This is a genomic window from Synechococcus sp. MIT S9503 (assembly GCF_047304175.1).
GTDB lineage: Bacteria > Cyanobacteriota > Cyanobacteriia > PCC-6307 > Cyanobiaceae > Synechococcus_C.
Genome location: NZ_CP138955.1, coordinates 427,508 through 444,124, shown reverse-complemented (window position 1 = coordinate 444,124; position 16,617 = coordinate 427,508). Strand labels below are relative to the sequence as shown.

General features: G+C 51.7%; 18 protein-coding genes. 5 read left to right on the top strand and 13 right to left on the bottom strand.

What is annotated here, in order from left to right; genetic code table 11:
* The first annotated feature begins 10 nt into the window (after nt 1-10).
* Nucleotides 11-379 carry an AbrB family transcriptional regulator gene (locus SIB56_RS02395; protein WP_413325027.1) on the top strand — a complete coding sequence of 123 codons (369 nt, stop codon included), beginning with the start codon at nt 11-13 and terminating at the stop codon, nt 377-379.
* Nucleotides 380-518: 139 nt separating this feature from the next.
* On the opposite strand, the gene SIB56_RS02390 is transcribed toward SIB56_RS02395, so the two are convergent.
* From SIB56_RS02390 to SIB56_RS02370, 5 genes are all read right to left on the bottom strand, one after another.
* Nucleotides 519-1,130, bottom strand: coding sequence for a tetratricopeptide repeat protein (locus SIB56_RS02390; RefSeq protein ID WP_413325025.1), 612 nt, complete (start codon nt 1,128-1,130; stop codon nt 519-521).
* Between the two features lie 130 nt (nt 1,131-1,260).
* A complete protein-coding gene (locus SIB56_RS02385) occupies nt 1,261-1,686 on the bottom strand; it encodes a DUF3110 domain-containing protein (protein ID WP_413325023.1) in 426 nt (141 codons plus the stop codon).
* On the bottom strand, nt 1,683-2,123 hold the full coding sequence (locus SIB56_RS02380; RefSeq protein ID WP_413325021.1) for a hypothetical protein: 441 nt from the start codon (nt 2,121-2,123) through the stop codon (nt 1,683-1,685). The genes SIB56_RS02385 and SIB56_RS02380 overlap by 4 nt, the downstream gene beginning before the upstream one ends.
* Nucleotides 2,120-2,551, bottom strand: coding sequence for a hypothetical protein (locus tag SIB56_RS02375; protein ID WP_413325019.1), 432 nt, complete (start codon nt 2,549-2,551; stop codon nt 2,120-2,122). Before SIB56_RS02375 ends, SIB56_RS02380 begins: the two co-directional genes overlap by 4 nt.
* Before the next feature lie 8 nt (nt 2,552-2,559).
* The gene (locus SIB56_RS02370; RefSeq protein ID WP_413325017.1) at nt 2,560-3,084 is read right to left on the bottom strand and encodes a hypothetical protein; all 525 of its coding nucleotides are present in this window, start codon (nt 3,082-3,084) and stop codon (nt 2,560-2,562) included.
* 514 nt (nt 3,085-3,598) lie between these two features.
* Between SIB56_RS02370 and SIB56_RS02365 the strand changes: the two genes are divergently transcribed.
* Nucleotides 3,599-3,970 (top strand): AbrB family transcriptional regulator, encoded by a 372-nt coding sequence (locus SIB56_RS02365; RefSeq protein ID WP_413325015.1) that lies wholly within the window; start codon nt 3,599-3,601, stop codon nt 3,968-3,970.
* 123 nt (nt 3,971-4,093) lie between these two features.
* Here SIB56_RS02365 and SIB56_RS02360 read toward each other — a convergent pair whose 3' ends face one another.
* The 8 genes from SIB56_RS02360 to SIB56_RS02325 all read right to left on the bottom strand — a co-directional run bounded on the left by SIB56_RS02360 (nt 4,094) and on the right by SIB56_RS02325 (nt 8,875).
* The gene (locus SIB56_RS02360) at nt 4,094-4,546 is read right to left on the bottom strand and encodes a hypothetical protein (protein ID WP_413325013.1); all 453 of its coding nucleotides are present in this window, start codon (nt 4,544-4,546) and stop codon (nt 4,094-4,096) included.
* 295 nt (nt 4,547-4,841) lie between these two features.
* The gene (locus SIB56_RS02355) at nt 4,842-5,276 is read right to left on the bottom strand and encodes a hypothetical protein (RefSeq protein ID WP_413325011.1); all 435 of its coding nucleotides are present in this window, start codon (nt 5,274-5,276) and stop codon (nt 4,842-4,844) included.
* Complete coding sequence (locus SIB56_RS02350) at nt 5,273-5,617, bottom strand: hypothetical protein (protein ID WP_413325009.1); 345 nt, start codon at nt 5,615-5,617, stop codon at nt 5,273-5,275. Before SIB56_RS02350 ends, SIB56_RS02355 begins: the two co-directional genes overlap by 4 nt.
* Complete coding sequence (locus tag SIB56_RS02345) at nt 5,614-5,913, bottom strand: hypothetical protein (RefSeq protein ID WP_413325008.1); 300 nt, start codon at nt 5,911-5,913, stop codon at nt 5,614-5,616. Before SIB56_RS02345 ends, SIB56_RS02350 begins: the two co-directional genes overlap by 4 nt.
* A 40-nt stretch (nt 5,914-5,953) precedes the next feature.
* Nucleotides 5,954-6,403, bottom strand: coding sequence for a hypothetical protein (locus SIB56_RS02340; protein WP_413325007.1), 450 nt, complete (start codon nt 6,401-6,403; stop codon nt 5,954-5,956).
* Between the two features lie 61 nt (nt 6,404-6,464).
* Nucleotides 6,465-6,929: a hypothetical protein gene (locus SIB56_RS02335; protein ID WP_413325006.1), complete on the bottom strand. Its 465-nt coding sequence runs from the start codon at nt 6,927-6,929 to the stop codon at nt 6,465-6,467.
* Between the two features lie 392 nt (nt 6,930-7,321).
* Nucleotides 7,322-8,497: a hypothetical protein gene (locus SIB56_RS02330; RefSeq protein ID WP_413325005.1), complete on the bottom strand. Its 1,176-nt coding sequence runs from the start codon at nt 8,495-8,497 to the stop codon at nt 7,322-7,324.
* Nucleotides 8,498-8,605: 108 nt separating this feature from the next.
* A complete protein-coding gene (locus tag SIB56_RS02325; protein WP_413325004.1) occupies nt 8,606-8,875 on the bottom strand; it encodes a hypothetical protein in 270 nt (89 codons plus the stop codon).
* Nucleotides 8,876-8,939: 64 nt separating this feature from the next.
* Here SIB56_RS02325 and SIB56_RS02320 point away from each other — a divergent pair, with 64 nt between their 5' ends.
* Genes SIB56_RS02320 through SIB56_RS02310 form a run of 3 tightly spaced genes read left to right on the top strand, consistent with a single transcriptional unit; the run spans nt 8,940 to nt 16,572 of the window.
* Complete coding sequence (locus SIB56_RS02320) at nt 8,940-9,596, top strand: metallophosphoesterase (RefSeq protein ID WP_413325003.1); 657 nt, start codon at nt 8,940-8,942, stop codon at nt 9,594-9,596.
* On the top strand, nt 9,590-12,919 hold the full coding sequence (locus SIB56_RS02315; protein WP_413325002.1) for an exodeoxyribonuclease V subunit gamma: 3,330 nt from the start codon (nt 9,590-9,592) through the stop codon (nt 12,917-12,919). The genes SIB56_RS02320 and SIB56_RS02315 overlap by 7 nt, the downstream gene beginning before the upstream one ends.
* Entirely contained in the window at nt 12,916-16,572 is a 3,657-nt protein-coding gene (locus tag SIB56_RS02310; protein WP_413325001.1) for a UvrD-helicase domain-containing protein, read from the top strand. The genes SIB56_RS02315 and SIB56_RS02310 overlap by 4 nt, the downstream gene beginning before the upstream one ends.
* The last annotated feature ends 45 nt before the right edge of the window (nt 16,573-16,617 follow it).

Below are 16,617 nucleotides of genomic sequence, written 5' to 3'. Positions count from 1 at the left end.
ATCTTGCAAAATGGACGCTGCGAGAGGATTGGATTCACAGGATGACTATTCACCTGATGAAGACACCAAGGCCAAAGAGTTGGAGTTTCGTGGGTATGTCTCCAAGAAGAAAGACGGCTCTGACCGTGTGAACTTCACTGCCTTCTATGAAGCGTTGCTGAATGCCAAGGGTATTGAACTGGGTGGTGGTTCAGCTGGCATTGGCAAAGGTGGTAGAAAGCTCTCCTACACAGCCAAGGTCCAGGGCAACGGCAACCTTCTGGTAGGCAAGGCTTACACCGCAATGCTCGACCTGGCTCCTGGCGATGAATTTGAAATTCGTCTTGGGAAAAAGGCTATTCGCCTGATTCCAGTAGGTGGAGAAGAGAACGAGGAGTGATCTGTTAGTAACCACCAACCATCAGGCACTCCTCAGGGGGTGCCTTTTTCATGTCTATTCTTGTGATGTGAGAGGGAGATCGATCAGGTGTGGTTACTTGTATTGATGGGTGGGTTCACGCTCACTGCCTCTCTCACACCTATTTGCATACTTCAGCATTCTCCTGAAGGTAGTAAGTGGATTGTGTATCTCCAAGGGAAGATGCTTTCTTCCAGTCAGCGCAGGCGCTAGGAACAATTCCTAACTCTGCAAAGAGTGATCCTCGCTGTCTCAGGGCATCGGAATCGTTTTCGTCAAGTTCAAGGATTCTTGTAAGGTCATTCATTGCACCATCAAGGTCTTTCATGTTGTACCTGATGATTGAGCGATTAAAATAAAACTTTGGAATTTCAGAATTGATTTCTATTGCCCTGCTGACTGATTTCAATGCCTCTTCAAAATGCTCTGGAGATTCACCGCCTGATTGGAGCAATAGTACGGCATGATTGTTGTATGTCCATGGATCATCAGTTCCAATTTCAATTGCCTTGGTGACATCCTTTAATGCCTCTTCGTGTAAACCTAATTTCCCTCTTGCTGCGCTTCGCCTTGTGTAACCTCTTGGAATGTCAGGATATCGCTCAATGAGTTGTTCATAATCATCTATAGCGCCTTCGTAATCACCTGCCTGGTATTTCCTGTCACCGCTTTCTTCTAAGGCGCCAGGGGTTTTGAGATCAAATAACCAATTATCGCAACCTGTTGCGCCCAAGGTACAAAGCGCAAGCGTTAGTGCTCCCAGGGATCTACGGAGAGGCATCTGCTTAGGCTCTTGCGGCCTCTTCAGGGTTGCGAGGAAATGTAGGAGTTTCATGCTCTTAGCTAATTCTTAAATATCAAAATCAGTAGTTGTGATCTTTGGGTAGATTGCTCGTCTCCCCTATTGGCGCATCATCCCCTGCTCCTGGTCCAACAATGAGGCCCGTGTAGTTGTTGTCAGAGATAAATTGTAAAACATCATGCTCGTATAATTCAGTAACAGTTGGGACAGGAAAATTCATCTCCCCAAGCCTACTGGAATAAACTAAGGCATCCTCCTCTTTCTGAAATAAAAGAACTTGAATTGAATTACCATTTTCAAGTGTGTGAATACCTTCATCATCAGCATTAGGATTGTATAAAAGGACGAATACAAGTTTACTGGAATGTGATTGCGCTAATCTTTGATCTGTCTTTATCAAAGATACTGGATTCCACTCCAATGCACTTTGAGCGAAGGCAGGTGTTGCTGAGAGGAGTAGAGCACCGAGGATGATTGGGAGTTTCATTTACTTGCCTCATAGTCAGAAGCATCAGATGCTTCGCAATCACCAGCTATTCTGCCAAAGTATTTCAGACGGCGTTCATTATCTGAATGATTCATTCCCCCATCAACAGCACCTGGAGGATCGTATTGCAGATACATATGATTTTCACCGGAGATTCTTTCGCCTGAAACCTGTTCTGTCCAACCAATAAACCCAGGATGCTGTAGCTCATACTGGATTGCGATCTCGGATTTAGAAGAAACAAATAGCTCTTCATTTTTAGTGTCTATCTTGTATAAGACATCAGCATGTGAGATCCATTTATTCAACTCCTTGGTTTCAGTCCAATTCCACACAATGCTATGGATGGTTGTCTGACACTTCAAATAAACAAAGTCATCAGCTAATGCAGGTGATGTTGAAAGGAGTAGAGCACCAAGGAGAATTGGGAGTTTCATTGTTTTGAGGCCTCTTCAAACACAGAGGAGTCAATCTCACGGCACTCGCCTTCACCTTTAATCACCTGATACTCTGTCTTAGTCTTGAACCAATTATGAAATGTGGATGGGCCTGGTGGGTTTAATGGCATCACCCCACCTACCTGGCTGCTGAAACCCTTCATGTTCACTTTATCGTTGGAGATAATCTGATTCCCTTTAATACGAAAATCAGTCCATTTTGCAACTGCGTGACTCCTCATCTTATTGTTGATCAAATCAACTTTGAGTAATAAGGTATCAACAACCAAAGGGCTTTCTGAAATCACCTTCCCAGAAGGGAGAGAAGTTATCTTGTTTGTTCCATTAAACTCACAGAACACATAAAGGAAGTCTCCAGCAGAGGCAGGAGATGCTGAGAGCAGCAGAGCACTAAGGAGGGTTGACAATCTCTTCATTACCTTGTCTTAAAGTTTGCTCCACAAATTAAATTGAATATTCGTGTCCATTCATTATCTGTTAAGCGACCTTTCTCATTCCAACCATCACTTCCTTCTGGGAATTGATATTGTCCAGACTCAAACTCAGACTTTTCAAGCCATGCACCAGAACGCGAATAGTAGTATTCATCGGTTTCTGATCCTAATGTATCCCCTTCCACTACATACATTCCCTTACTACAGTCAACCCAGTGATTGCTCGCGATTGTAGACCAAGTAAAAGCATAGTGATTAGGATTTGCATATGTGTCCCATTGAAGAAAAGCAATATCAAAATCCCATCTTGAACCGCTTGTGTTTTTAATGCTTGACTTGTCTATTAATGCCATCTCATACTGCTTCTTTTGAACTGGGTTCTGATGTTCTGAGACGACTGCCCAGTTATCGCTTTGATATTCTTCAGGCAGCTCACGCCCTGGGGCTTGCGCAAAGACAGGAGATGCTGAGAGCAGCAGAGCACTTAGGAGTGGAAGGTAATTCATATTCACAGGCTAAGGACGAATCTCTATTCCATCTACCACCTGAAAGGGTCTGGGGGTCTGAAACCCTGGGCTATCAGAGAGAAGGTGTGGGGTTCTGTGGGGATTACTGATTTGTTTGCAGCACTCACTTGGGGGTGAGTGTGGGACCTGGGCAATATCCCCAAAAGGGTGAGCCCAAAGCACCCCAGAGAGGGAAGCAAGGACAGGACTGCCAGGGAGACAATGAAAACACGAAGGGGATACGCCTTCAACTCACCACTACCCCACAGGAACCAATGGCACAAGTCACAATCGAACCCGAAGAAGTAAAAGCTCAGGACATCAGCAGATCAAAATAGCTTCTGACTAACAGTCGTCTTTGGGCTGGTCTGACACAGTGCGAGCGTTATGTCGTTGAATAGCTGAAATCATGTCATAGCCTTTAGTCTTCTTCGGAATCACTTGAAGATCACAATCCCCTAGAAATAAGAGTCGTAGAGAACCCACAATGGATACGAGCCTTTCATCTTGCAAAATGGACGCTGCGAGAGGATTGGATTCACATGATGACTATTCACCTGATGAAGACACCAAGGCCAAAGAGTTGGAGTTTCGTGGGTATGTCTCCAAGAAGAAAGACGGCTCTGACCGTGTGAACTTCACTGCCTTCTATGAAGCGTTGCTGAATGCCAAGGGTATTGAACTGGGTGGTGGTTCAGCTGGCATTGGCAAAGGTGGTAGAAAGCTCTCCTACACAGCCAAAGTCCAGGGCAACGGCAACCTTCTGGTAGGCAAGGCTTACACAGCCATGCTCGACCTAGCCCCAGGAGATGAATTCGAGTCCAAACTGGGTAAAAAGGCCATTCGTCTGATTCCTGTTGGTGGTGAGGAAGAAGGCGAAGAGTGATTCCCACTTCCTACTGACTCTGAAGCCCTCCACTCGGAGGGCTTTCTTATGATCCGAGCGACTCACTGGCAACGGCAGGTGATGCTGAGAGGACTAGAGCGCCAAGTAAAACTGATAATTTCTTCATTGGTTCAAAGCCTTCTCAAAAACTGAAGCATCAACTTCTTTGCACATGCCAGTAATCTTTATTGAACTCGAATAATCATCATTAAGTTCGAGAATATTGGTTGTTATTCGTCCAGGAGGATCTAATTGCATATTAGCCTTTATAGATGCGGTCAATCCATTCGCTGTCATTTGATCATCAATAACAACAGCACCATTAACAACCTCAGCTTCATCCCATTGAGGATTTTCTGCCGCCATGAATCGACCATTTACCAAATCAACCTTTAAATGCTGAATATCAGAGGTCACTGCTTCCTCTGTGATTCGAGGTGGTTTAAGGTATTTTGTTATGGCAACAGTCTTGTTCTCACACTCCAAATAAACAAAGTCATCTGCGATGGCAGGTGATGCTGAGAGAAGCAGAGCACTAAGGGCTAAAAGAGATTTCATAGAAAGATGTGAGGTCATTCCTAGTACACCCACTTATGTCTAGGTTCTGCGTCATAGATTCCTGGCTGAGCTCCACAATTCAGAACTTTCCACACATACTCTTTGCCAAATGCATTGGGATCTATTTGATCCTGAACAGGTGGATAAAAACTATTTCCATTGGCATTTACCTCTTTGTCATTATAATTATCACGATCTGGATCGTAAGGTCGTTCGTCCATCACTGCACGACAAAGAACGTAAACGCTGTCTGATTGATGTGCAGTGGCAGGTGAAGCTGAGAGGAGAAGAGTTGCAAGGAGGGTTGAGATTTTCATTGATTCATGCCCTTTTCAGCAGTTTCTCTATCAGTGTTTTGACAAGTGCCCTTCATCACCATTTTCACTGAAATATCATCTTCTGATGCAGTGAATTCCATGCTGAAGACTCCAGGAGGAGAGAACTCTATAAATGCTTTACCTACACTAGTTACTCCATTTTCAACTTCTTTGAACTGATCTATGGCAATACCATTAGCAATAGTTACGTCTTCCCAATCACCTGAATTATCACTAGTGAGTCGGCTGTTGATAGCATCTATCTTGTAAAAACCTTCAGTTGCCAAGTCTCTCTTCTCCAAAACCTCATTCGTACTTGACTGGATAGTAGTTTCAGTCGCTTTTACATCACATTTCAGATAGATGAGGTCATCAGCAATAGCAGGTGAGGCTGAGAGGAGTAGAGCACCGAGAAGCGGAACGTATTTCATTGTCCTTTGCCCCCTTGAAGTTCTGAACAGTCACGCAGGGTTTGATACATCGCAAACTGGCGTTTCATTTGAGTGATTTGATCTGTCATTAATTTGTAAGCAATACCATTCTTTTGCCTTTGACTCAAGTCTGAAGAAAACTGATTTACCTCCTCCATTTGCCTTGCCAAATCAACAATCATTTCAGGCTGCTGCGATTTCTGGATGGCCATTTGAAGCAGGCTCTCATACTTTTTCATTTCACTTTCCTTATTTCTTATACAGTTGTTTTCAACGTTGTATTGAGCAACAACAGGGGACGCTGAAAGGAGTAGAGAAACAAGGAGTATTGGAAGTTTCATTGGTACACCTCTATGCAGACTGCATCTTCTGTTATATTCTGATATGCATTGCGTATATCAGAAATATAAGGCTTATGATGTGGATTTACTGAAAGCGCCTTAACTGTTCTAAGCAATACATCCTTGGCGTATTCCTTTTTAATGAGTTTATCTATTACCAGGCCACACAAAATATTGCCAATTCCATAAATGTAGCCGTAGTTATAACCTTTTAATCTTTCTGAAGCCATATTATTGTTGGCAAGGGCAGGTAATGCTGAGAGGAGCAGAGCACTAAAGAAGGTGAGGTATTTCATAGACAAATGCCAGATACCTGAATGGTAGCAACGCTCTGCATTAGCTCTGAGACTCTTTCAAAGCCTTCTCAAAGGATGATTCATCACTTCCTGTGCAAATACCCCTTATCTTTCCTGATTCCAATTCGGAAAGGGCGTCTCTGCGAATTAGGTGATCTGCAATAATTCGTCCGGGGGGATCATATTGCATAGAAGCCTTTGTGACAAAAGTCTTTCCATTCTTTATTATTTCTGTCTCCTCAACAACATGTCCATTAACAATTTGCACCGCTTCCCATTCGCCACCAAGTGAGCCCATTATTCGACTGTTTAACAAATCAAGCTTTAAGTGCTGGATGAAAGTTTTCTCTTCCCTCTTTATGATCTGATTTAGCTTAAGATCTTTTAACGTAATAAAACGTTTACTCTCACACTTCAAATAAACAAAGTCAGCAGCAACGGCAGGTGATGCTGAGATGACCAGGGCACCGATGAGGATGAGGTATTTCATATTCACAGGTTAGAGACGACTACCTATTCCATCTACCACCAGCAAACATATAGGCAATTGCTCAACCATACCGATTCCAATAAGACTCTAGGATTTCCTTAAGTTCCTCAGGCTGTTTCCCATAACACCCACTCAATGAACGCAGTTGGTCATCAGGTTTCATCCAGAAGCTCACAAACTCCGTATTGCTTTTGGATAATCCTGTTCCATGTTGCACAATCGTGATTCCAAAACGATTAATGTCACTCCAGCGATAATGAAACTTTCGAAACATCACCTTATTTCGTATGCCATCTGGACCTAATTTCAACCAACTACTATTAGGCCAGAGAGTCAGTATGGATACCAGAATCATAAAACCGCCCAGCACACATATGAACAGTCCAAGCAATGTTTCAGAGTCGTGATCTCCTATTAGGGAAATCCCCAGAGCAATCAAAAAGAAGCCGAACAGTAGAACCAAGACCCACTTGATTTTGCTGGGATAAAGCGTTATTGACTCTGGCAGCAATTCCTGTTGATTCACAATCCCTAGCGTGCTGCCAATAGCTGTTCATAAGGTTAGAGACAACTCCCTATTCCATCTACCACCTGAAAAGGCCTAGGTGTTTGAAACACTGGGCCAAAAATTTTGGGCTTGAAGGAACTGAAAGATCGGTTTTCTCTGAGAGGGGTGGGATGTGGAATTTATAGCTTGTGGTTCCAGGGGACCCATCTATGGGTTCATAGGAGCCTTTATGGGGTTATTAATCAACTTTCCTTGGTGGCGGTAACTGTCTAAGGGGGTGGGGGGGGGTCATCCCCCCTTGTGGTCAGCCCTTGATCACCTCATCCATCAGTATTCCTTTCATAGAAACCAGGGTGAGGGTAGAGACCCTTTTGTGATTGCAGCCACAAGGGGAGTTTCTATGTCAATAATCAATCTAATTCACGAATAACATAGTCCTCTGAGTTACCCAATAGAATGCCAGCAGACTTCCACTTCTTCCCTTCATCCATCAAAACCTGTCGCCTCATTCTCTGGGACCGCGTAATGCTTGCTGTGTAACTCTGTTCGATCACACGAACTGAGTTACCTGCCCATCGAGCAACAGTGAAGATAGAAACCCCTGCCTCTAAGCGAGAACAGATTCCTGCTGATCTCATTGAGTATTCGGTATAAGGCATATCTAACTCCTCCATCATCTTCTTCCAGTGAACTGTATAAGTGGTATCTGAGAACCCCCTCCCAGTGTTTGGATCCACTCCAAGTGGAGTGTCTTTATTCATACGAATGTTCAATTTTGACTGAATTTCTTTCAATTCTGTGAGTTTGTCTGACTTGAAGATTACCAACCTTCTTCCTGTCTTTGTCCAGGGTGGAATGTTCAGTTCGTTCTCATTACCTGCCTTCACCATTCCCCAGGTGAGTGATCTCCATTCATGAGGACGAAGAGCAGCACCGACACAGATGTGAACATAACATCTAAACATCTGCCTCATATAAGTCTGCCTTCCCTTAGGGGCATCCTTCACATATTTGTCTAACCATTCCTTTATTCGAATGAAGTCATCGACAACGATGGGTGGGTTGGATTCATCCCTCTTTCTTTGATCAACGGTGCAGGATTCGATGTAGGGAGGGTCATAGTCAATGTATTCCTCTCTCCTGAACCATCTGAATGCTTCTTTGATAGTGATGATTTCGTTATTGACTGTCGTCTGATCTTTACCCTGACCCAACCTCCAAGTTGGATAACTTCGAAAGTCCTTATTGGCATTGATTCTCTTTGGATCCTTCAACCCCATCTCTTGGATGAAGGGGATGATTGCACTCTTGATTTGGGAAAACTTTGTACTCACCGTGTTGGGTGAGATCTGCTTCATCTCGACCAAGCAGTTCTGACTCTCCATAAAGAAGTGAAAGAGACGAGTAGTGCACAACTTGAAGGTTTCTTCCTGCTCGATCTCTCGAGTAATGGATTGCCAGATGGTGAACGCCATCTCCTGTGCATCTTCAAGGGAAGTCGTCTCTGTGTTCCTCATCCGGTATTTCCCTCTCTCAATGAAGACTCTGATGAACCAGGTGTCTCCATATCTCTGAGTGCGGAGCAAGTCCACACCTCTCTTAAAACCTTTGACCTTCTCAGTGATGGGGCCGTATCCCAATTAGCACTCCGGTGGCACCCCCAGTATAAACGGCGTCCCACCTTGGTCCCACCATTATTTCCCAATAGTGACAAGGGCTTCCTTATTCTTCCACCAAACCCAGTCGCGAATGGGTGGCGTATTGCGAAGCTCTTCCCGCGTCAGACCAAGCCTGAGCTTCTGTGAAGCACCGAGCAGCACATCCAGCATCTCCTCTCCATCGCTGCAGCGTGCCAGCGCTTGATTCGTTTTCTTGGCACCGTCGAGTGCCCTCACCAGCAACGCCACCCGGCGAAAAGGAGACAGAAAACGCGGATCCATATCTGGAGCTTTGCGACGACTCACGGTAATCAAACCCGCTGACAGCTCTGGTTGAGACAGCCAGAATCGAGTGATTGAAAGGCTGGAAATGGCGTCCCCACGGGGCCATCACTGGGTCATCGGTGACGTGCATGGATGTCACGAACCATTGCTTCGCCTGATTTCCGTACTGCCGCCCCCGGACCACCTCGTGTTCTGCGGAGATGTGATCAATCGCGGTCCCGACATCGCCGCATGCATCCATCTGGTCTCGGGACTGGTGGACAGTGGCCGTGCCACCTGGCTGCGAGGAAACCACGAACAGAGATTGGTGGAAAGCCTCCAAGCGGTGACCACTGCAGGAAACAAGGATCTGCTTGCCATTGAGACTTACAGACAGCTGGGCGACACACTCACCAGGGAGTGTTTGAAGCGCCTCAGCAGACTTCCCTTCGTCTACAGAGGGGATGGATGGGTGGCGACCCATGCTGGCTTTGACGCTCATGGCCAGCCTGATCTGCAGGTGCGCGAGGCTTTCTGGAACAATTACGACGGTCGCTACGGAACCGTTGTAGTAGGCCATACACCTCGCCCGGCCGTCGAACAACGAGGCCAGATCATGATGATCGACACCGGTGCTGTCTACGGCGGCCTGCTCACAGCGTTCTGCCCCGAAACGCATGCTGTGGTGCAGGTGATCGGAGAGCAAAGGAACAGCAACATGAGCAGATACAGCGACGAGCTCACTGCAGCAGTGCCTTGCTGACGATCTACCGCAGCAATCGGGCGGAACTGCTCGCTGAGCTTCTGGCTCAGGAACTCAGGCTCGATCCACCGGGACCTTTTGAACAGGTTGAGGTGGTGGTGAACACCTGGCCAACAAGCCGATGGCTCGGTGAACAGCTGGCCAGGGTCAACGGAATTAGTGCTCTGGTGCGCTTTCCATTCCCCGGCAGTCGACTGAGACAGCTGGTGCAGGGGGTGCTCAGCGATGCTCCCGCGATTGAAGATCCCTGGAGAGCGGAACGTCTGGTGTGGACCGTTCTGAAAGTTCTTCCGGATCTGCTTCAGCAGGACTGCTCCTCAAGCCTCATGGAGTGGTGGAAACGCAATGGCGGACAACAGGGACAACTGAATCGTGACCAGTGGCAGCTGGCCCGCAGCCTGGCTGATGCAATCGACGATTACGCGCTTTACAGGCCGGAGGAACTGGCCTCCTGGATGGCAGGTGATGTGGGTGATCACCTGCCTGAAGGACAACGCTGGCAACCTGTCCTTGCCAGGGTTCTGGCGGAAGAGCTGCCCTGCAGTCCATTCGGCTTGCAGGTGCAACAGGTGGTTGAACTGCTGCGCAACGGCAGAGAGCCCGCAATGCCCCTGCCCAAACGCCTGCGCCTGTTCGGCATCAGCAACCTGGCCCCGGTGCAGATCAATCTGTTGCAGGCCCTCGCCGGGCGAATCAGTGTGGACCTGTTTCTGCTCACACCCTGTCCAGACCTCTGGCAACGCTCACAGCGACGACGCAAGCAGCTGGGTGAGAACTGGACCAACTCTCCCGATGGGTCGTGGTTGATCGAAGCTCCGCGACTTGAGGGGATTCTCGGCCGGATGGGAGCGGAATTTCAGTTGCTGCTGGAGGGAAGCGGTGAATGTCTTCTCGGAAGCTGGGAGCAGGGCGACCTGTTTGCCGATCCAACCCGCATGGGTCAACGGGAGTCTTCACAGGGATCTCTGCTGGAGCAGATGCAGCGGCAGCTCACAAACTGCGAGTCCGACCCGAACGAATTCTCACTGAGCCCAGAGGATCACTCTCTGTTGTTCATGGGCTGTGCAGGTCCCTGGAGGGAAGTGCAGCTCGTGCGCGATCGAATTCTTGGCTGGATGGCCGACGATCCGAGTCTGCAGCCACGAGACGTCCTGGTGATGACCCCTGATGTGGAGCGCTATGCACCGCTGCTGACATCTGTTTTTTCAGACAGTGATGCCACCGGTGTGGACCTGCCCTGGCGACTGACCGACCGCAGTCAACAAAACTGCCCTGGCCTGCAACAGGCTTTCATGACCCTGTTGCGATTGAGTGCTGATCGACTCACCGCCAGTGGCCTTGAGGCACTGCTCGGCAACCCGGCCCTACAGAACCTGAAACAACTGACCCCAGTGGATGCGATGGCGATCACGCAAGCACTGCAGCGCAGCGGCTTCCGATGGGGCCTTGATGCCACGGAGCGCAATGGAGACGACACCAACAGCTTGCGCTGGTGTCTGGATCGATGGCTGCTTGGCCTGGCACTGCCCGAGGAACCTGGCCTGGCTCTCGATGGCTGTGCTCCCGCCCTCACGGATCTGAGCCTGCAGCAGCTGGAGGTGTGGTGGCCACTGCTGGATCAACTGGCCGGATGGATTGCCCGGTTGCGTCTGCCAGCTCCAAGCCGCGAATGGGTGGATCGACTGCGCAGATTGCTCCAGGAGATTTTCAATGACGGAGGCAACTGGGACTGGGAGCTGCAGGCGATTCATCAGTGCCTTGACACCTGGCAACTGCAGGCCGATGGCTGTGTTCTGGAGCTGGATGTTGGCGTGGTGATCAGCATTCTGGAGGAAGCTCTTTCCGCTGAGAGCGGCCGCTTCGGTCACCGCAGTGGTGCACTCACAATCAGTGCGCTTGAGCCGATGCGCGCCATTCCTCACCGCGTCATCGTGCTGATGGGTCTCGATGCCTCCTCCTTCCCGAGACATCAGGAAAGAGCAGGCTTTCATCTGCTTGAACTGCAACGTCAACTCGGCGACCCGAGCAGCACCGACCAGGACCGCTACGTGTTGCTGGAGGCACTGCTTTCAGCGAGACAGCATCTTTTGATCAGCTGGAGCAGCCGTGACGAGCGCCATGGCGAGGATCTGCCGCCCTGTCCACCCGTCCAGCAGTGGCTGGGCCTGCTCTCGGAACAACTCAACTCCGCTGAGATGGAGCAGCTGCTGATCCATCCCCCTGCCAATCCCCTCGATGCCGACAATTTCCTGACAACCCCGCAGGCAAAGGCACTCAGCTGTGACCGACGTCTGCTGGAAGCACGACGCAATCTCGACGCACAGCGTGGAGGCGGGCATCCCGATCAGACTCTGGGCCTGGCCCTGCCGATTGCCTGGAAGCATCCGATCATCGATTCAACCGCAGGGTTCGACGCGAAAGCCTTCGACCCGGAAGCGATCGAGACACTGGACCGCTGGCTCCAGGCACCCCAGAAGGAATGGTTGAGACATCAGGGAATTGATGCGGGGGAATGGTGCGATCCGGTGAACGATCTTTCACCCCTGGCACTGCCGGAACTCGACTGTCATCAATTGCTCAGACAACAACTTTCTGAACAGCTCGAACTGCTTGAAAACGATCCCTCGGCATGCTGGGAGAGTCAGCAGAAAGGAGACTGGACTGCCCGCAGCTGCGGGCAGGGGCGCATGCCCCCAGGAGCTGCGGCAGTTCTGGATCACGAGCGCCTCGAGCGGCGCTGGCACAACCTGCAGACCACGCTTCTGAGCCTTGGTCCTGTTCGTCAGCTGCAGCGATCCGGCTGCTTCGCTTCAAACCTCTTGCTGGCTGGAGACACCGCCGTTGAGATCAGCACATCCAGGTTGAAATCACGTGCATTGCTGAGAGGCTGGCTGAAGCATCTTCTTGCCCAGCTGGATGACTCTGCCTGCAGCACGGCTGTGATCTGCCGTCAGGACGGCAGTGCCAAAGCCGATCAGTTCCAGATCGCCATGCGCTGGAGATCGCTGAGTCCACAGGAGGCAGGTGATCGGATCCGGCTCTTGCAACAGCTTGCCGTCCTTGGGGCTCAGGAATGCTGGCCAGTTCCGCCGGACAGTGGCCTTGCCAGAGCGCTGGCATGGCCCAAGGGAGAGGAAGCGGCTGATCGAGCCTTCATCAGTCGCTGGCAAGGAGGTTTCAGCCGATGGGCAGAACGGGATCAGCCAGAGCAGAAGATCTGTTTCGGCAGCGACTGCGATGCCGGATTGCTGCTGCATCGGGACGGCTTTGAAGCAGCATTCCAGGCCTTGTACCAGCCATTGCTGGAGGCACGCTGCCGATGACCCTGGCAACCCCTGGCAAGAGAAGCCGCTTCGAAGCCAATGACTATCCCTTGACGAGCGGCGTTCGTCTTCTGGAGGCAAGCGCCGGAACTGGAAAGACGTTTGCCCTGGCCCATCTCGTCTTGCGCCTGGTCACAGAACAGGCGCTCAGCCTTGATCAGCTGCTGGTGGTGACCTTCACCGAGGCAGCGGCTGATGAACTGCGAGACAGGATCGGACGCCGACTCGATGCGGCGCTGCAGGGATTGCTGCAGAGAGAGCGCAACGACACTGCATCCACTGACGTCGATTCAGTGCTGAAAAGCTGGCTTGAACAGAACGGACAGAATTCCGATCTGCGCCGACTGCTGGCAAGCCGACTGCTGGAAGCACTGGAAGCACTGGAGAGGGCCGACATCACAACGATTCATGGCTTCTGCCGTCGCAGTCTTCGCCGACAGGCCCTGCAGAACGGTCAGTCCCTGGATCTCACCCTCGATGATGATCCCCAGACCCTGGCCATCCAGGTGGCACAAGACCTCTGGCGTGACGAGGTGCTCAGGCTTGATCCCGGACATCTGAGCGGACTGCTTCAGGCAGGTTTGAACCCCGACGCGCTGGCTTCAGCACTCCACAGACTCGATGGTGACTGTGCGGTACGCATCGCTGAAGATGCTGAATCGATCGCTGCAGACCAGTCTCTTGCCGAAGCTTTCCCAGGCTGGCTGCTGAGCCGATGGGAAGACTTCGTCGAGCAATGGCGCGAGCATGGAACGTCTCTTGAGCAGGCCCTTCGCAGCTGCGCCGCTGAATGGCGCGGCCTGGGATGCACCAACACCAAACCGTTCAGTTCCCGCCCCACAAAAGACCGATGCCGGGAGCTTGATCACTGGACAGAACAGATCAGCAACGCCAACGGGACTGGGATTGGCTACGGCGAGGTGCGCAATCAGGGTCTGCTGGGTGGTTATTACCATCCAGGCAGCTTCGAAAAAACGGCGCGCTCCTGCGGTGAAGCCCAACCCAGTCTCCCCTCACCCGCATTGCAGAACGCCATCGCCGCTCTCTGGGACGGTCCAGCAGAACAGACCTGGCGTTATCTGCTGATCCGGGGACTGACTCAGATCAATGAGCGGCGCAGACAACGAGGCGTTGTGGGATTCTCCGGGCTGCTTGATGCTCTCGATCCTGCACGGAGCGACGCTGCGGAGTCGTGGCTCACGCCTCTGCGCGCGCGCTACCGGGTGGCTCTGATCGATGAATTTCAGGACACCGACCCGCTGCAGTGGCGGTTGCTGAAAACCGCCTTTACGACCCCGAACCACCTGCTGCTGATGGTTGGAGACCCCAAACAGGCGATCTATCGATTCCGTGGCGGAGACCTGAGCACCTACAAAGCGGCGCGACAGGATGCGAACCGTATCGACGAGCTACTCGACAACCGCCGCACGACGCCTCCGTTGATGCGAGGCATGAATCAGCTGATGGCTCCCGGTCTGCAGCTCTCAGAACTGACCGTGCCCGAGGTGACGCCGCGATCCTCCGCAGAGCCAGTGTCATTACCGAGAGGGCAGGCACCACTTCAGATCCTCGACATCAATCCCGAAGACCACGAAGCCAAAATCAGCCGCACAGTAGTTGAAGACAATATCCCCAGGATTGCGACCAACCTGATCCTGCAGACCCTTGAAAACGATCAGGATCTTGATCCCTCCGACTTCTGCATCCTGGTCAGCCGGCATCGACAGGCTGAAGACATTCGAGCAGTACTGGCGACTGCTGGATTGCCAAGCCGTCTTGTGAGTCAGGGAGATGTCTTCAGCAGTCGTGGAGCTTCCGATCTGCAGACATTCCTTGATGCACTGGCACGTCCTGCCCATGCCGGTGGATTACGACAACTGGCGGTGTCCTCGCTTCTGCAGTGGAGGAGCGAAAGACTGGCGGCTTCCGAAGTCAACGGTCAGCTGGACCTGCTGGCCTCGCAGATGCAGGAACTGGCCAACGACCTGCCGAGGCTGGGGCTGATGGGTTGCCTGGCACGCCTGATGGATGGGCAGACCGTGGCGGATCTATCAAGCCGCGGCCGATTGCTCGGAGATCTTCAGCAGTGTGCACGACTTGTGCAGGACACCATGCACCGTCAGGGTTTGGACGCCTCCAGTGGTGCCGACTGGCTGCGACGTCAACGGCTTCACCCACCCGACACGATCCCGGAACAGAGGCAGCCGTTCAGCGACCTTGCCGCGAGTGCAGTGGCTGTGGTGACCGTTCACCGCAGCAAGGGTCTGCAGTATCCCGTGGTGATCTGTCCCTATCTGTGGGAAGCTCCCCCGCCTGCGAAAGGTCCTCTCTGGCGCGTACCTCCGGGGGATGGCACTGCCAGCTGGCGCGTGGCGCTCAATCCACACTGGGGACTGGGCTATGCCGCCAGCCATCACGATGGCAAGGAGAGCCAGGCGGAAGCCGAACGACTCGCCTACGTTGCGATCACAAGGGCTGAACGCCACCTCGTGCTGTTCGAAGCCAGGGCCGCTCGACAGGAGGGCAATCCACTTACGCCATGGCTGGAACACCTCGCTGAGTCACCTGCTTCATTGATCAGCCGACACCCTGTCGAAATCTTGCCTTTCTCCAGGCGATGGCGGCCAAAGAAGGAGCAGCGTGAGCTGAGCTGCGGTCCAGTGCCGGTCCATGGATTTGATCGCAGCTGGGGGCGCAGCAGCTACTCCGCCTGGATCTCAGGCCATGACGATGTAAAGACCACCAGCCCGGATCCCCGCGACCTCGAGGAAGGACGGGATGTGGATGCACGCACCAGCGCGGATACGGCAAGCAGCTCACGCAGCAATCCAGATGAAGCGTTGGATCCCGATGACAGCCCGCTGGGGATGTTTCCGAGGGGGGCAGCCGCTGGTGATTGCCTTCACCGCATTCTGGAGCAGATCCCGTTTGATCAAGACATCGCACAGGACAGCAACCGTTTGCTGGTGGATCGGGAACTGACTCGATCCGGACTCGACATCAATCTTGTGGATGATGTTCTTGAAGGCCTGTCAACACTGATGCAGGCTCCTTTCGGTGGGCCACTCGGCAAACTGCAGCTGCAGTCTCTCCACAGTGGCCGACGCCTGCACGAATTGAGTTTTGATCTACCCGTTGCTCACGAGGGCCGAGCGGTGAGACCTCGTCAACTGGCGTGTGCCTTTCGCGCCGAGCCCGATCAACGCTTCGGCGGGAGGTATGCCGACTCCCTGGAAAAGCTTGAGTTCGTGAGCAGAGGTTTCCTCACAGGATCCATTGATCTGGTGTTCACGGATGGCGACGATCCCGACACCGCCCGCTGGTGGGTTGCGGACTGGAAAAGCAACTGGATTGGTGAAAGAAACGTGGACGGGCGGCCGCTGCACTGTGGCCCCCGGCACTACTCACAGAGCGCAATGGAGGAGCAGATGCACCTGCATCACTATCCACTTCAGGCCCATCTCTACCTGGTGGCCCTGCATCGCTTTCTGCAATGGCGACTGGACGGCTACCAGGCGGAGCGACATCTCGGGGGGTACGCCTACGTTTTTCTGCGTGGTGTCTCCAGCAAGGGGGGCAGCGGTGTGATCCTGGAAAGACCTCCCCTGAAGCGACTGCAGCATCTCGATGCTGTCCTGAGAGGTGAATCCTGATGGATCCACAGGCTCGGACAAGTTCTCAAGCAAATCTGGGCAGAG

Bases quoted from the DNA above. Each gene is read 5' to 3' on its own strand.
- SIB56_RS02345 (WP_413325008.1), bottom strand. From the start codon at position 5,913: ATGAAATACCTCACCTTCTTTAGTGCTCTGCTCCTCTCAGCATTACCT.
- SIB56_RS02320 (WP_413325003.1), top strand. From the start codon at position 8,940: ATGGCGTCCCCACGGGGCCATCACTGGGTCATCGGTGACGTGCATGGA.
- SIB56_RS02380 (WP_413325021.1), bottom strand. From the start codon at position 2,123: ATGAAACTCCCAATTCTCCTTGGTGCTCTACTCCTTTCAACATCACCT.
- SIB56_RS02365 (WP_413325015.1), top strand. From the start codon at position 3,599: ATGGACGCTGCGAGAGGATTGGATTCACATGATGACTATTCACCTGAT.
- SIB56_RS02350 (WP_413325009.1), bottom strand. From the start codon at position 5,617: ATGAAACTTCCAATACTCCTTGTTTCTCTACTCCTTTCAGCGTCCCCT.
- SIB56_RS02355 (WP_413325011.1), bottom strand. From the start codon at position 5,276: ATGAAATACGTTCCGCTTCTCGGTGCTCTACTCCTCTCAGCCTCACCT.
- SIB56_RS02370 (WP_413325017.1), bottom strand. From the start codon at position 3,084: ATGAATTACCTTCCACTCCTAAGTGCTCTGCTGCTCTCAGCATCTCCT.
- SIB56_RS02385 (WP_413325023.1), bottom strand. From the start codon at position 1,686: ATGAAACTCCCAATCATCCTCGGTGCTCTACTCCTCTCAGCAACACCT.
- SIB56_RS02360 (WP_413325013.1), bottom strand. From the start codon at position 4,546: ATGACCTCACATCTTTCTATGAAATCTCTTTTAGCCCTTAGTGCTCTG.
- SIB56_RS02340 (WP_413325007.1), bottom strand. From the start codon at position 6,403: ATGAAATACCTCATCCTCATCGGTGCCCTGGTCATCTCAGCATCACCT.
- SIB56_RS02395 (WP_413325027.1), top strand. From the start codon at position 11: ATGGACGCTGCGAGAGGATTGGATTCACAGGATGACTATTCACCTGAT.
- SIB56_RS02310 (WP_413325001.1), top strand. From the start codon at position 12,916: ATGACCCTGGCAACCCCTGGCAAGAGAAGCCGCTTCGAAGCCAATGAC.